The 14,258-nt window shown below is 71.3% G+C and carries 10 protein-coding genes and 1 tRNA gene; 7 read left to right on the top strand and 4 right to left on the bottom strand.

Annotation, left to right across the window (positions count from 1 at the left end; genetic code table 11):
* The first annotated feature begins 94 nt into the window (after nucleotides 1-94).
* Nucleotides 95-1,594 carry an NAD-dependent succinate-semialdehyde dehydrogenase gene (locus ACTWLI_RS01475; protein ID WP_445154957.1) on the top strand — a complete coding sequence of 500 codons (1,500 nt, stop codon included), beginning with the start codon at nucleotides 95-97 and terminating at the stop codon, nucleotides 1,592-1,594.
* Here the strand turns inward: ACTWLI_RS01475 and ACTWLI_RS01470 are convergent.
* From ACTWLI_RS01470 to ACTWLI_RS01460, 3 genes are read right to left on the bottom strand one after another with little or no spacing between them, the layout of a single operon-like run.
* Entirely contained in the window at nucleotides 1,591-4,089 is a 2,499-nt protein-coding gene (locus ACTWLI_RS01470; RefSeq protein WP_445154956.1) for a transglutaminase TgpA family protein, read from the bottom strand. The genes ACTWLI_RS01475 and ACTWLI_RS01470 overlap by 4 nt on opposite strands.
* The gene (locus ACTWLI_RS01465) at nucleotides 4,086-5,477 is read right to left on the bottom strand and encodes a DUF58 domain-containing protein (RefSeq protein ID WP_445154955.1); all 1,392 of its coding nucleotides are present in this window, start codon (nucleotides 5,475-5,477) and stop codon (nucleotides 4,086-4,088) included. The genes ACTWLI_RS01470 and ACTWLI_RS01465 overlap by 4 nt, the downstream gene beginning before the upstream one ends.
* 14 nt (nucleotides 5,478-5,491) lie before the next feature.
* Entirely contained in the window at nucleotides 5,492-6,580 is a 1,089-nt protein-coding gene (locus ACTWLI_RS01460; protein WP_445154954.1) for an AAA family ATPase, read from the bottom strand.
* A 162-nt stretch (nucleotides 6,581-6,742) separates the two neighbouring features.
* Here ACTWLI_RS01460 and ACTWLI_RS01455 point away from each other — a divergent pair, with 162 nt between their 5' ends.
* The 5 genes from ACTWLI_RS01455 to ACTWLI_RS01435 all read left to right on the top strand — a co-directional run bounded on the left by ACTWLI_RS01455 (nucleotide 6,743) and on the right by ACTWLI_RS01435 (nucleotide 13,101).
* Nucleotides 6,743-7,669, top strand: coding sequence for a TatD family hydrolase (locus tag ACTWLI_RS01455; protein WP_445154953.1), 927 nt, complete (start codon nucleotides 6,743-6,745; stop codon nucleotides 7,667-7,669).
* 281 nt (nucleotides 7,670-7,950) lie between these two features.
* Entirely contained in the window at nucleotides 7,951-9,132 is a 1,182-nt protein-coding gene (locus ACTWLI_RS01450; protein WP_445154952.1) for a ubiquitin-like domain-containing protein, read from the top strand.
* A 136-nt stretch (nucleotides 9,133-9,268) separates the two neighbouring features.
* Nucleotides 9,269-10,177 (top strand): 16S rRNA (adenine(1518)-N(6)/adenine(1519)-N(6))-dimethyltransferase RsmA, encoded by a 909-nt coding sequence (rsmA, locus tag ACTWLI_RS01445; RefSeq protein WP_445154951.1) that lies wholly within the window; start codon nucleotides 9,269-9,271, stop codon nucleotides 10,175-10,177.
* 49 nt (nucleotides 10,178-10,226) lie between these two features.
* Nucleotides 10,227-11,189: a 4-(cytidine 5'-diphospho)-2-C-methyl-D-erythritol kinase gene (locus ACTWLI_RS01440; RefSeq protein WP_445154950.1), complete on the top strand. Its 963-nt coding sequence runs from the start codon at nucleotides 10,227-10,229 to the stop codon at nucleotides 11,187-11,189.
* Nucleotides 11,190-11,271: 82 nt separating this feature from the next.
* Nucleotides 11,272-13,101, top strand: a complete 1,830-nt coding sequence (locus ACTWLI_RS01435) for an ABC-F family ATP-binding cassette domain-containing protein (protein WP_445154949.1) — start codon at nucleotides 11,272-11,274, stop codon at nucleotides 13,099-13,101.
* 72 nt (nucleotides 13,102-13,173) lie between these two features.
* Here the strand turns inward: ACTWLI_RS01435 and ACTWLI_RS01430 are convergent, their stop codons facing one another.
* A complete protein-coding gene (locus ACTWLI_RS01430) occupies nucleotides 13,174-13,773 on the bottom strand; it encodes a TetR/AcrR family transcriptional regulator (RefSeq protein WP_445156087.1) in 600 nt (199 codons plus the stop codon).
* Nucleotides 13,774-13,994: 221 nt separating this feature from the next.
* Between ACTWLI_RS01430 and ACTWLI_RS01425 the strand changes: the two genes are divergently transcribed.
* A tRNA-Gln gene (locus ACTWLI_RS01425) sits at nucleotides 13,995-14,066 on the top strand.
* Nucleotides 14,067-14,258: the final 192 nt, after the last annotated feature.

The following is a 14,258-nucleotide window of genomic DNA, read 5'->3' as shown; positions in this document are numbered from 1 at the left end:
ATCCGGCAGTACCGTGGCAGTAGCCCGGCCCTGCGGCACCAGCCGTGCGGAGCCGACCAGAAATTCCGAACCCATCGCTGACGAGGGAGTCATTGTGACTGTTACTGCCCAGCCCACCGTTACCGCGGAACGTGAGGCCGCGCTGCTGGCCTCCGTGCCGACGGGCCTGCTGATCGACGGACAGTGGCGTCCGGCCGCGTCCGGGAAGACCTTCAATGTGGAGGATCCGGCGACCGGGAAGGTGCTGCTGAGCCTGGCCGACGCCGGCCCCGAGGACGGCGCCGCCGCCCTCGACGCCGCCGCCGCCGCGCAGGAGTCCTGGGCCAAGGTCCCGCCGCGGGAGCGCGGCGAGATCCTGCGCCGCGCCTTCGAACTCGTCACCGAGCGGGCCGAGGACTTCGCCCTGCTGATGACCCTGGAAATGGGCAAGCCGCTGGCCGAAGCCCGCGGCGAGGTCACCTACGGTGCCGAGTTCCTGCGCTGGTTCTCCGAGGAAGCCGTCCGCGCGTTCGGCCGCTACTCGGTCTCCCCGGACGGGAAGTCCCGGCTCCTGGTGACCAAGAAGCCGGTCGGCCCGTGCCTGCTGATCACGCCGTGGAACTTCCCGCTGGCCATGGCCACCCGCAAGGTCGCCCCGGCGGTCGCCGCCGGCTGCACCATGGTGCTGAAGTCCGCGAACCTGACCCCGCTGACCTCGCAGCTCTTCGCCGCCGTCATGCTCGAAGCCGGGCTCCCGGCCGGCGTGCTGAACCTGATCCCGACCTCCACCGCCGGCGCCACCACCGGGCCGCTGATCAAGGATTCCCGGCTCCGCAAGCTCTCCTTCACCGGCTCCACCGAGGTCGGCCGCCGCCTGCTCGCCGACGCGTCCGAGACGGTGCTGCGGACCTCGATGGAACTTGGCGGCAACGCCCCGTTCGTGGTGTTCGAGGACGCCGACCTCGACGCCGCCGTGGCCGGGGCGATGCTGGCGAAGCTGCGCAACATGGGCGAGGCCTGCACCGCGGCAAACCGGTTCATCGTGCACGAGTCCGTCGCGGACGAGTTCGCGGAAAAGTTCGCCGCCAAGATGAAGGACATGACCACGGCCCGGGGCACCGAGGCCGAATCCAAGGTCGGGCCGCTGATCGACGCCAAGAGCCGGGACAAGGTCCACGAGCTCGTCACGGACGCGGTGAACTCCGGTGCCGTGACGGTGCTCGGCGGCTCCGCCGTCGAGGGCCCCGGCTACTTCTACCAGCCCACGATCCTCAAGGGCGTCACCGAGGGCACCCGGATCCTGGCCGAGGAGATCTTCGGACCCGTCGCCCCGATCATCACCTTCGACACCGAGGATGAAGCGGTCCGGCTGGCCAACAACACCGAATACGGCCTGGTCGCCTACGTCTTCACCAAGGACCTCAACCGCGGCCTGCGGATGGGCGAACGCCTCGAAACCGGCATGCTGGGCCTGAACGCCGGCGTCGTGTCCAACGCCGCCGCCCCGTTCGGCGGCGTCAAGCAGTCCGGCCTGGGCCGCGAAGGCGGCCTCGAAGGCATCGAGGAATACCTCTACACCCAGTACGTCGGCATCGCCGACCCCTACGCCGGCTAACGCCCGCGTAGCCTGCGCGCGGCGCCGCGGAGCCCGGACCCGGGCCCTGCGGCGCCGTTCGGCGTTTTCCCGGCCGGTCCGGCCGGTTCCGCGACAGCGCGGCGGGGCACGGCGGCCCGGTGCCGCCAGCGGGCCGCGAGCGACGGCGGCAGCCAGAGCGCGCGCAGCCGCGTCCACCACGTGGCCCGCTCCCGCAACCGGCGCCGCACCAGCAGGAGCCGGTCGGGAGCGGGATCCCCGGACGCGGGCCCGGCGTCGGGCGCGGCGTCGGGCCGGCCGTACCGCCAGCGCTCAAAGTTCCCGGTCAGCGCGGACACCGCGGCCTCCGCCCCGCCGTCACGGCTTCCGGGTCCGCCCAGCGCCGCGGATCCCAGGAGCCGGGCGGCGAAGTGCCGCGGGGTTTCGCTGGCGTGCGGCGGGACGCCATAGTCGGCGGCGAGGTCCTGCAGTTCGGCCCACGCCGCCGCGGCCGCGTCCGGGCCGCCGGCGGCCTTCAGCCGGCGCCGCCGCATGCCGGCACGCGCCAGGGCGGGGGAGGACAGCAGCAACGCCAGCAGGGCCACAGCGCCCGCGCCGTACAGCACCGGCACCAGCCGGCCGGCGGCCTGGTCGCCCTGTTCCGCGGCAGGCACCGGCAGCGGCGCCGGAGCCGGCGCCGCCGAGGGCCTGGGATCGGCCTCGGGAATCAGCCCGTCGTTGTTCTCGTTGGTGCTGGCCCCGCTGGGGGCCGACGGCTCCGCGGCATACGCCGGCACCACGCCGCGGGAGGGCGTCGGCTCAAAGGCCACCCAGCCCACGCCCTCGAAATACAACTCCGGCCAGGCGTGCGCGTCCCGGGCATCAACCTCGTACTCGGGCAGCGCACCCCGCCCGGCCACCGACACCGTGGCCCCCGTGGCGCGGCCCGGCGCATACCCCACGGCGATCCTGCTGGGGATGCCCTCCAACCGGGCCATCACGGCCATGGCCGAGGAGAAATGGATGCAGTACCCGCTCTTCTGGGCCAGGAAGTCGGCCAGCACTGACAGGCCGTTGCCGTCGTAGCCGTTCTGCACCGGGGACTGGAGCGAGTAGCTGAACTCGGCGGAGCGCAGGTACGTCTGGATGGCCATCGCCTTGGCATAGCTGGTGGTGCTGCCCGCGGTGACGGTCTCGGCGCGCTGGCGCACGATCGGCGGCACATTGGCGGGAACCCGGGTAAAGGTCTCGGACACCCCCTCGGCGCCGGACCCCGCCTGGGCGAGCACGGCCCGGGAGAGCCGCGGCGCGACGGACGTCACCACATACTGCTGGTTCCGCGAGTTGGTGTCCACGCCTTTGATGCTCAACGTTGCCGGGTCCCAGCTCCAGCGGCCGGTCAGGCCGTTCACCGACTCCGGGGCGTAGGGCACGGGCAGGTACGGACTGGTGAACTGGCCTGCATTGACGGCGGTCACCACGCGGAGCTGTTCCTCGGCGGCGGAGTCGGTGCCGGGGTCCATCCGGCCGGTCCCGATCCGCCGGCCGGCGTCGCGGTCATCGGGGGACCACGCGTCGCCGTCAAAGTTGTCCACGGTGACCGAACGCAGGTACGGCGCCTGGGTGGCGCTGGTCGCGTACGTGATCCGGCCGTCGCCGCTGGGGGCGCGGAGGTTGTTGCCCAGGCTGATCATGGGGTTCAGGCCGCTGGCCGAACCCCAGGGGTTCAGCCGCGAGCCCTGCGGGAAGAGACCCTGGTCAAAGCCCGGGATGGCCAGCTGGAAAACCAGCGTCAGCGCCAGGGCCGCGGCCCCGGTGACGGCGGCCCGGCGGAGCTGGCCGGGTCCGCGCACGGTGTCCACCCGGGTCCGCGAATTTGGGTGGAACCAGTGGCTGGCGGCCAGGATCGCCAGGTACCCCGCCGCGGCGGCCGCGAAGCCCAGCCACCCGACGCTCTGCGGCTTCACCATGGCCGGCACCACCAGGATGGCGAGGACCCCGAGCCCGCTGGTGGCCGGCAGCGCGAGCGGGACGGCGAGGGTGTCGACCAGGATCACCAGCAGGCCCAGCACGCCGCAGGCCAGCAGTACGATGCCGGCGTTGGGCGCCACCGGTGAGCTTTCGGCCAGCACGGTTTCGCTGGCGCGGCGCAGATACCGGGGCAGCTGGGCCAGGGTTTCGGACGACGGGATGAACCCGGCGATGCTGTGCTGCCGGAAGAAGGTGCTGGTCAGGACGAGGACCAGGGCCGCTAGGCCGCCGGCGGCCACGACGGCTCCGCGCAGCCGCAGGGCCCGCAGCCCCGCCATCGCCATCGCCACGGCGACGACCGTGGTGAGTACGGACGGATACCACGCCCAGCCGCGCAGCACCCCGTTGAGCCCCAGCGACGCGCCCGCGACGGCGGCGGCCACGGCCAGTCCCATCACCCAGGGCTCAAGCCGCGCCGTGCGGCCGCCGCCGGGCGGCCCGGCTGAAACTCCGGGAGCGGCCCCGGACGGCGCCGGGGCCGTGCTGCGCTGCGCTGCCAGGGTCATCGCCGCACCTGCTCGGGCTGGGCCCCGGGGGAGGGGCGGTGTGCGGCCTGTGCCGGGCTTTCGGCCTCGTCGAACGCGGACCAGGCCGCCGGCAGGGGCGTCGCCGGGGATACGGCCACGGCCCGCCAGCCGCCGCGCCGCAGGATCTCCAGGGCCGCGGCGGCCTCCGCCGGGCGGTCGGTGGCCAGCAGGGCGAAGGCGTTGGCGCCGAAGCCGGCGGCCGGGGCCAGGGCCCGCGCCTCCGTCGTCGTCAGCCGGCCCAGTACGGCCAGGATGGGGCCGCGCAGCCGGTGCGCAGCGAGCTTGTCCATGAGCCGGTCATCGAAGGCTGCGGGTGCGGCCTCCGGTGCGGCGTGGCGGGCGTCGCTGAGCTCGATGGCGGCCAGGCTCTCGGCGATGGACAGCAGGCCGCCGGCCCCGCTGTACTCGTCGGCCGCCGGCTCCGGTGCCGAGGGCGAATGCAGGAAGGCCGGCCCGCCCGAGGGGTCGAGGCAGCGCAGCGAGTAGTTGCGTTCGGCGAGGTGGGTGCTGATGGACATCGCGGCGGTGACCGCCCACTCGAAGGTGTCGCTGCTGACCAGGTCATGTCCGTCGGCCCGGGCCCCGCCGGAGACGTAGCCGGCGCCCTGGGCGTAGGCGTGGAACCGCTGGTCCAGGATGATCGTGGCCTCCGGGGTGGTCACGGACTCCTCTTGCCGCACCATGAGGGAGCCGTGCCGGGCCGTTGCCGCCCAGTGCACCCGGCGCATGGGGTCGCCGTGGCGATACTCACGGGTCATCGCGTCGTCGTCGCTCGGGTTGGCGCGGATCCGCGTGGCCGTCACCCCGTCGTGGCCGCGGGCGCCGGCCAGCCCGGTCGCCGGCAGGTCCACCGCGGCGGGCGTCACCGTGAGGACATCGCCGCCGTCGATCGCGTGCCGGTGCACGGAGAGCCCGAAAGGGTCGCTGAATTCCGCCGTGACCGGTCCGATCAGGAACTGGCCGCGCTTGGCGCTGCGGAGCTGGTACTCGTAGCGGCTGGTCCCGCCGGCGGCGCTCCGGGCCGGGAAACGGAACACCGGGGAGTGGCCGAACCTGGCCGGCAGCCGCTCCTCCATCAGCGCCTGGCCGCTCCCGGGCCCGGTGCGGGCCACCGCCAGGCGGACTGTCGTCGCCGCCGAGGTTTCCACCGGAGACGGGTCGAACTCGCGGTAGACCCGGAACCGCGGCTTGAGCACCCGGGTTCCGGCGAGGGAGAGCAGGGGCAGGATCAGCAGCAGCAGGGCCAGCGCCAGCAGGTCACGGCGGCCGAGCAGCTGGGCGGCCAGTAGGGATCCGACGCCCGCGGCCAGCAGGCCCCAGCCGCGCGAGCTGAAGATATGCCCCGGGAATCGGTCCAGCAACGCCACGGCCGCGTCCGACCCTAACGTCCGGCGGACGGCGCCGCGGGCTGGGCGCTGTCCTGTGCCACCGGGACTTTCGCGACGATGGACCGGATAACGCTCTGTGCCGTCTCGCCGGTGCCCGCGGCCTTGCGGTCCAGGATGATCCGGTGTGCCAGGACCGGTTCGGCCACGCTGACGACGTCGTCCGGCAGCACGAAGTCGCGGCCCTCCAGGGCTGCGGTCGCCTTGGCGGCCCGCAGCAGCTGCAGCATGGACCGGGGACTCGCGCCGAGCCGGAGCATGCTGCTCTCCCGGGTGGCCCGGCCCAGGGCCACGGTGTACTCCTTGATCGCACGCGACACATAGACCTGCTGCACGGTGGCGATCATGGCCGCCACCTCGTCGGCGCTGACCACGGCCGTGACCCGGGCCAGCGGGGAGGTGGACTGGTGCGTCTCGAGCATCTCCAGCTCCGCGTCCCGGTCGGGGTAGCCCATGGAGATCCGGGCCATGAACCTGTCGCGCTGGGCCTCCGGCAGCGGATAGGTGCCTTCCATCTCGATCGGGTTCTGGGTGGCCACCACCATGAACGGCTCATCGAGACGGTACGATTCCCCGTCCACCGTGACCTGGTGCTCTTCCATGCACTCCAGCAGGGCCGACTGGGTTTTCGCGGACGCCCGGTTGATCTCGTCCCCGATCACGATGTTCGCGAAGACCGCCCCGGGCCGGAACTCAAACCTCCGGGAAGCCTGGTTGTAGATGGAGACGCCCGTGACATCGGAGGGCAGCAGGTCCGGGGTGAACTGGATCCGGCTCACCGAGCAGTCGATGGTGCGGGCGAGCGTCTTTGCCAGCAGGGTCTTGCCCACGCCCGGGACGTCCTCCAGGAGCAGGTGGCCCTGCGCCAGCAGCACCGTCAGCGCCAGCCGGGCCGCCTCCGCCTTGCCGTCGATCACCGTGTTGATCGCGCGCAGGATGCGCTCGGTGGCGGCGTGGAACTCCGCGACCTCCATGGCCGGGGGGAGCACCGGCGCTCCGGGCTCCGGCGCAGCCGTGCGGGCAGCGGCGAAGCCCTCCGGTTCCGGCAGCGCTTCGTCCACGGAGGTGCTTCGGTGGTAGTCCATCGGCAGCCTTTCAGCCCTGGTGCGGCTCCGGCGGGGCGGCTGTGTGTGACCGGCCCCGCCCGTGGTGTCCGCCTGTTTGGTCCTAGCGTACTAACACAACTGCCGAAGCAGACAGAGAGTTCCGGGGTAATTCCCGGACCCGGCCGGGACTAGGCTGGAAGAATGTGCGATCCGCTGACCCCCGCCCCCTACCGCGAGCCCGGGGAGACCGGTACCGACGGGACCGGCAAGGCATCCGCCGGCCGGAAACCTTATCCGCCGGCGCCGGAACCGCTGCCCGTTGCGGTGTTCGACAACCACACCCACCTGGACTTCCCCGACGCCGGCACGCAGGGGTGGCCGCCGGCGGTCGGCATCAAGGATGCCCTGGACGCCGCCGAGGCTGTCGGCGTCCGCGGCGCCGTGCAGGTCGGCTGCGATCTTGAATCATCCCGCTTCACGGTCCAGGCGGTGGAGCAGGACCGCAGGCTGCTGGGCGCCGTCGCCCTGCACCCCAACGACGCCCCGCACTACGCCGCCCGCGGCGAGCTAGAGGACGCGCTCGCCGAGATCGAGGCACTGGCCGGGCACCCCCGGGTCCGGGCGATCGGTGAAACCGGTCTGGACTTCTTCCGTACCGAGGGCGAGGGGCTGGCGCACCAGCGCTACTCGTTCCGCCGCCACATCGACATCGCCAAACGGCTGGGCCTGGCGCTGCAGATCCACGACCGTGACGCCCACGACGACGTCGTGCAGGTCCTGCGCGAGGAAGGGGCCCCGGAGACGGTGGTTTTCCACTGCTTCTCGGGCGACGAAGGGCTGGCCAGGACCTGCAACGAGGAAGGGTGGTACCTCTCCTTCGCCGGCACCGTGACCTTCAAGAACGCCGCGAACCTGCGCGCCGCCCTGGCGCTCGCCGAGCCCGGCAGGATCCTGGTCGAGACCGACGCCCCGTTCCTCACCCCGCATCCGCACCGGGGCCGGCCGAACGCCAGCTACATGGTGCCGTATACAGTCCGCGCCATGGCCGAATTGACAGGACGAGACCTGTCCGAGCTCTGCGCCCAGCTGGCCCAAAACACGGTGCGGGCCTACGGATCCTGGGGCTGAACAGGAACCGCCTCCGCCCCTCCCGTAACATACCCGGTATGCATAAATTCTTGGCCGCTTTATAACGCTACGGTTACAGTGGTCAACTATTAGCCGGGGTCGGGGAAGGCCTTCGGAGAATTTCACCACCAACGGACGCGCACCGTGGCCCACAATCCACGTGTGCGCTCTCGCTTGGCGGTGAGGCGGTGCCCGCGTTTTCCGCGAACATCCGGACCCGGTCCGGACCTGCCCTTGGGGGTTCGCGCAGGGGAGACGCGTGCACTTTTCCCCGTGCCCGGATGGTCCAAAAGATACGGGCAATCGTGGTCAAGTTCTTCACATCGGACGGCAAGTTCAGTTTCGTCAAGGTCGGTTCGCAGCTGGTAGTGCTCGTTGCGCTCGTGCTGGGCCTGGTCGCCTTCGTTGGCAACAACAAGACGGTCACCCTCAACGTCGACGGGAAAGTGAGCTCCGTCCAGACCTTCGGCGGCACCGTGGGCCAGGTGGTCCGTGCCGCCAAGGTGGAGCTGCAGCCGGCCGACAAGGTCTCACCGGCGGCGGACTCCAGTGTGCAGGACGGCGCGGTCATCAACGTCAACCTCGCCAAGGACGTCAAGGTGAGCGTCGACGGCGCGGAACGGACCATCAGCACCACGTCGCCGACGGTGGGGGGCCTCGTCACGGAGCTCGGCCTCGCCAGCGCCTCGGAAGTCTCGGTCCCGAAGGACGCGCAGCTCGCCGTCTCAGGATCCTTCGTCAGCATCTCGACCCCCAAGGCCGTCACCCTGGTCGCCGACGGCAAGGCCACGAAGACCACGACGACGGAGGCGACCGTGAACGGCCTGCTCGCCGACGCCGGCATCAAGCTCGGTGCCAGCGACCGCCTCTCGCAGCCCCGCAACGCCCCGGTGGTCAACAACATGGTGGTCAAGGTCTCCCGGGTCGACCTGACCAAGACCGCGTCCACCACCGAAACGATCCCGTTCGAGACCCTGACCTCCGCCGATTCCGGCATGCTCAAGGGTGAACAGAAGGTCACCCAGGCCGGCGCCGCCGGCAGCATCAGCAAGAGCTTCAAGCTGGTCCTGGTCGACGGCCGGATCGCCTCCAGGACCCTGGTGGCCCAGAAGATCACCCGTGAGCCGGTTACCGAAAAGATCGCCGTAGGCACCAAGGTCAAGGAAGAACCCAAGGTGGAGGCGGCCGCCAACACCGGCGCCGCTGCCCCTGCCATGATGAACGAAGCCATGTGGGACAAGATCGCCCAGTGCGAGTCCGGCGGCAACTGGTCGATCAACTCCGGCAACGGCTACTACGGCGGACTCCAGTTCGACATCCAGACCTGGCTCGGTTCCGGCGGCGGCGCGTATGCATCCAACGCCAGCCAGGCCTCCAAGGCCCAGCAGATCGCCGTCGCCAACCGCGTCTACGCGCAGCGCGGCCTCCAGCCCTGGGGCTGCGGCTGGGCTGCCTCCAGCTAGTCCCCGATCCGGCCGCGAGACCGGATGCACGGCCACGGTGCACCCGCCCGACCAGGGCGGGGCAGCACCACCGAAGGCCGGTTCCGCGCTGCGGAACCGGCCTTCGGGCTCTCCGGCCGCGGGATAGGATACCTAGGTGACTGAACCGACCCCTTCCGCCGCCGGGGCCGCCGGGCCCCCGCCCGCCGCCGGCCCCGCTCCGCTCATGGGCGCCTCCGACATCCGCAGGCTGGCGGAGGAAATCGGCGTCCGGCCCACCAAGACCCTGGGCCAGAACTTCGTGATCGACGGCAACACCATCCGCCGCATCGTCACGGCAGCCGGCATCGGCCCGGACGAAACCGTCCTGGAGGTCGGCCCCGGCCTCGGCTCGCTGACCCTGGGCCTGCTGGATGCGGCCAAGTCCGTCGTCGCGGTCGAAATCGATCCGGTCCTCGCCGCGAAGCTTCCCGACACGGTCGCGCGCTGGCGTCCCGACGCCGTCGGGGACTTCCACTTGGTCCTCGCCGACGCGATGAAGGTTACCGAACTGCCGGTGCAGCCGACGGCGCTGGTGGCCAACCTCCCCTACAACGTTGCCGTGCCGGTCGTGCTGCACCTGCTGCAGCACTTCCCGGGCCTGCGCCACGGCCTGGTGATGGTCCAGGACGAGGTGGCCGACCGGCTCGCGGCCGGCCCCGGCACCAAGACCTACGGCGTCCCGTCGGTCAAGGCCGCCTGGTACAGCGGGATGCGCAAGGCCGGCGTGATCGGGATGAACGTCTTCTGGCCGGCCCCGAAAATCCACTCCGGACTGGTGGCCTTCACGCGCCGGGAACCGCCGGCCACCACCGCCAGCCGGGAAGAGGTGTTCGCCGTCATCGACGCGGCCTTCGCCCAGCGCCGCAAGACCCTCCGGGCCGCGCTGGCCGGCTGGGCCAGCAGTGCGGCCGAGGCCGAACGCTGCCTCCGGGCCGCCGGCGTCGACCCGACGGCCCGCGGTGAGGTGCTCGACGTCGCCGCCTTCGCACGGATCGCCGAAGCCCACGCCAGGCCCGCGTCCTGACCGCCGCCCCTGCTTGGAGCGACGGCATCCCATGCCATAGCGTGGAGCCATGAACGCAGTGAGAGGGCGCTTTTCCGCGAGGACTGTCCGGGTCAAGGCGCCGGGCAAGGTGAACGTCTCACTGGAGGTAGGGCCGCTGCGCGCGGACGGCTACCACTCGGTGGCGAGCGTGTACCTGGCCGTCTCGCTCTACGAGGAAGTCGCCGCCACCAGCACGGACACCGGCGCGATCACCGTCAGCATCAGCCCGGCCAGCACCCTGGACCTGGACGGCGTCGACATCCCGCTGGATGAGCGCAATCTGGCCTACAAGGCCGCGGCCATCATGGCGGACGTGTCGGAGCATTCCACCGGCGTCCACCTCGAAATCACCAAGCGTGTCCCGGTGGCCGGCGGGATGGGCGGCGGCTCCGCCGACGCGGCGGCCACCCTGCTGGCCTGCGACGCGCTGTGGAACAGCGGGCTCTCCCGCGACGAACTGGCCCACCTGGCGGCCGAACTCGGCGCCGACGTGCCCTTCTCGCTGCTCGGCGGCACCGCCGTCGGGCTCGGCGTGGGGGACGAACTCTCCCCGGCGCTGGTCAAGGCCCAGACGGACTGGGTGCTGGTCACCGCGGACTTCGGCCTGCCCACCCCCGAGGTCTACCGCACCCTGGACCGGCTGCGCGCCGCGGAAGGCGCCGCCGTGACGGAACCCACGGCGGTGGACCCGCGCGTCCTCGCCGCGCTGCTCGGCGGCGACGCCGACGCCCTCAGCCGGGTGCTGGTCAACGACCTGCAGCGGGCCGCCGTCGAGCTGGCCCCGGGCCTGCGCGAGGTGCTGGGGCTGGGCGAATCCTGCGGCGCGATCGCCGGGATCGTCTCCGGCTCCGGTCCCACCGTGGCGCTGCTGGCCCACGGCCCCGCCGCGGCCGAGGGGCTCGCCGGCGAGCTGCGCCGGCACGGCCTGGACGCCCTTGCGGTCCACGGTCCGGTGCACGGCGCCCGGATCATCTCCGATACGCTCCTTTAGTAACTTTGACTGTATATACGTCAGTCCACCGCGGGCCCCGAAGCGCCGGCCCGACCATCTTCATCTAGGAAAGCAGTTCCCCGTGGCACACCTGCTCGGCGGCGAGAACCTCACGGTCTCGTACGCAACCCGCACCGTTCTCGACGGCATCACCCTCGGCCTTGAAGAGGGGGACCGGATCGGCATGGTGGGCCGCAACGGCGACGGCAAGTCCACGCTCATGCGGCTGCTGGCGCTGCGAGCCACCCCGGACTCCGGCCGCGTCACCAAGCGCGGGGACGTGAACATCGGCTACCTCGACCAGAGCGACGTGCTCGACGGCGACCTCACCGTCGGCGCCGCCATCGTCGGCGACCAGGCCGACTACGAATGGGCCCGCAATCCCCGGATCCGCGAAATTATGGGCGGCCTCGTGTCCGACGTCGACTGGCACGCCAACGTCCACGCCCTCTCCGGCGGCCAAAAGCGCCGCGTCGCGCTGGCCAAGCTCCTGATCGAAGACCACGACGTCATCATGCTCGACGAACCCACCAACCACCTCGACGTCGAGGGTGTGGCGTGGCTGGCCCGGCACCTGAAGACCCGCTGGCGGGCCAACCAGGGCGCCTTCCTTGTCGTCACCCACGACCGCTGGTTCCTCGACGAAGTCTGCAACAAGACCTGGGAGATCCACGACGGCATCATGGATCCGTTCGAGGGCGGCTACGCGGCCTACGTGCTGGCCCGCGCCGAACGGGACCGGACGGCCGCCGTCGTCGAATCCAAACGCCAGCAGCTGGTCAAGAAGGAGCTCGCCTGGCTGCGGCGCGGCGCCCCGGCCCGCACTGCCAAGCCCAAATTCCGGATCGAGGCGGCCAACGCCCTGATCGCCGACGTCCCGGAGCCGCGCGACTCGACGGCTTTGAGCAAGATGGCCACCGCCCGGCTCGGCAAGGACGTCCTGGACCTCGAGAACGTCTCGCTCGACTTCCTGGGCGGGGACGCCGGGCAGAAGCTCTTCGACAACATCACGCTCCGGCTGGCCCCGGGCGAGCGGCTGGGCCTGGTCGGCGTCAACGGCGCCGGCAAGACCACCCTGCTGAAACTCCTCAACGGCGAAATCCAGCCCACCTCCGGGAAGGTCAAGCGCGGCAAGACCGTCGTGACAGCGGTGCTGAGCCAGGAGGTCAAGGAGCTTGACGACGTCAAGGACCTCCGGGTCATCGAAGTGATCGAGCGCGAAAAGCGGTCCTTCAACGTCGGCGGCAAGGAATTCACCGCCGGCCAGCTCGTGGAACAGCTCGGTTTCACCAACGAGAAACAGTGGACCCCGGTCAAGGACCTCTCCGGTGGCGAACGCCGCCGCCTCCAGCTCCTGCGCCTGCTGGTGGGGGAGCCCAACGTGCTGATGCTCGACGAGCCCACCAACGACCTCGACACCGACACCCTCGCCGCCGTCGAGGACGTGCTGGACGGCTGGCCGGGCACCCTTGTGGTGGTCAGCCACGACCGCTACCTGCTCGAACGCGTCACGGACCACCAGATGGCGCTCCTTGGCGACGGCAAGATCCGCGCCCTGCCGCGCGGCGTGGACCAGTACCTGGAACTGCGTGAAGCGGCGCTGGCCGGCTCCACCATCACCGGCGGCGGCAACCCCGTCACGGCAGCAGCAGGCGCCCCTGCCGCGGCAGCATGGGGGCCGACAGAGGCGGAGAAGCGGGACGCCCGCAAGGCCAAAAACCGGATCGAGCGGCAGCTCGGCAAGCTGCAGCAGCAGGAAGACAAGATCCACGCCCAGATGACCGCCGGAGCCGGCGACGCCAGCAAGTTCGACGAACTGGCGGCCCTGAACGCCAAGCTTCAGGAGCTCGCCGGAGAACGCGAGGCCCTCGAACTCGAGTGGCTTGAGGCCCTCGAGGTCCTCGGCGAGTAGGCCCGCCACTGCGCAAGCGGCGAAGGGCCACTGCGCCGCGAAGGTGACCACGGGTGACGACTGACGGCAGACTTAGTCGTCGCTGCGGAGCTCCGGCTCCTTGCGCAGTCCCGTGAGTCCGTTCCAGGCCAGGTTCACCAGGTGCGCGGCAACCTCGCGCTTGTCCGGGGTGCGGCTGTCCTGCCACCACTGGCCGGTCATCGCGACCATCCCCACCAGCATCTGCGCATACATCGCACCGTCCGCGGCGCTGAAACCCCGGCGCGCGAACTCGTCGGCCAGGATGTGCTCGACCCGTGCCGTGACCCGGGAGAGCAGCGAGGAGAAGGCGCCCTCGGGCTGGGAGGGCGGTGCGTCCCGCACCAGGATCCGGAACCCGTCGGTCCGGTCCTCGATGTAGCCCAGCAGGGCCAGCGCCGCCCGCTCCACCAGCACCCGCGGCTTGGCCTCCTCGGAGAGGGCGTCGTTGATCGCGCCGAGCAGGATCCGGAACTCGTGGTCCACCACCTGGGTGTACAGGCCTTCCTTGGAGCCGAAGTGCTCATAGATCACCGGCTTTGAGACCCCGGCGGCACCGGCAATCTCCTCGATGGTGGTGCCGTCGAGGCCGCGCAGGGCGAACAGGCCCCGGCCGACGCCGATCAGCTGCGCCCGGCGCTGGGCCCCGGTCATCCGGGCCCTCGGCAGCGGTCCTGCCGCCCGTCCCGGTCCGCCGGGAGGGAGTTCCGCTCCTGCGGACGCGCCTGCGCTGTTGCTCACCGCTCCATCATGCCCTACCGGCGCCGCAGGCCGGCCGGAGTCCGGCCGCGGCCCGGCCACGCCCGGAGTCGCACGAGCCGCGGCGTTCGTGGCAGAATTGGCTCTTGTGCCACAGGCTAGACGCTGCGGCACGGTCCGCTCTGGTGTAATGGCAGCACCCCGGCCTTTGGAGCCGTGGAGTATAGGTTCGAGTCCTATGGGCGGAACTGGCCCGGCGGCCCCCGCCCGCCGGATCCGGGCCTGTGGCCGCACACGGAGGAACCGGACCGCGGCCGTCCAGTAGGATGAAGAGGATGCCGCGACCGGTACGCGGTCCGGCGCGGCCGCGCGGAGCCGGCAACGAGGTGGACCACCTGGCTGCCGCCCCGGGTCAACCGAGATCGAACAGCGGCACCGAA

The sequence above is a fragment of the Arthrobacter sp. Hor0625 genome, assembly GCF_052567525.1.
This window is presented reverse-complemented; position numbering and strand designations above follow the sequence as displayed.

Coding starts and splice junctions, on each gene's coding strand:
- ACTWLI_RS01440 (WP_445154950.1), top strand. CDS start 10,227: ATGAACGCAGTGAGAGGGCGCTTTTCCGCGAGGACTGTCCGGGTCAAG.
- ACTWLI_RS01470 (WP_445154956.1), bottom strand. CDS start 4,089: ATGACCCTGGCAGCGCAGCGCAGCACGGCCCCGGCGCCGTCCGGGGCC.
- ACTWLI_RS01450 (WP_445154952.1), top strand. CDS start 7,951: ATGGTCCAAAAGATACGGGCAATCGTGGTCAAGTTCTTCACATCGGAC.
- ACTWLI_RS01430 (WP_445156087.1), bottom strand. CDS start 13,773: ATGACCGGGGCCCAGCGCCGGGCGCAGCTGATCGGCGTCGGCCGGGGC.
- ACTWLI_RS01455 (WP_445154953.1), top strand. CDS start 6,743: ATGTGCGATCCGCTGACCCCCGCCCCCTACCGCGAGCCCGGGGAGACC.
- ACTWLI_RS01460 (WP_445154954.1), bottom strand. CDS start 6,580: ATGGACTACCACCGAAGCACCTCCGTGGACGAAGCGCTGCCGGAACCG.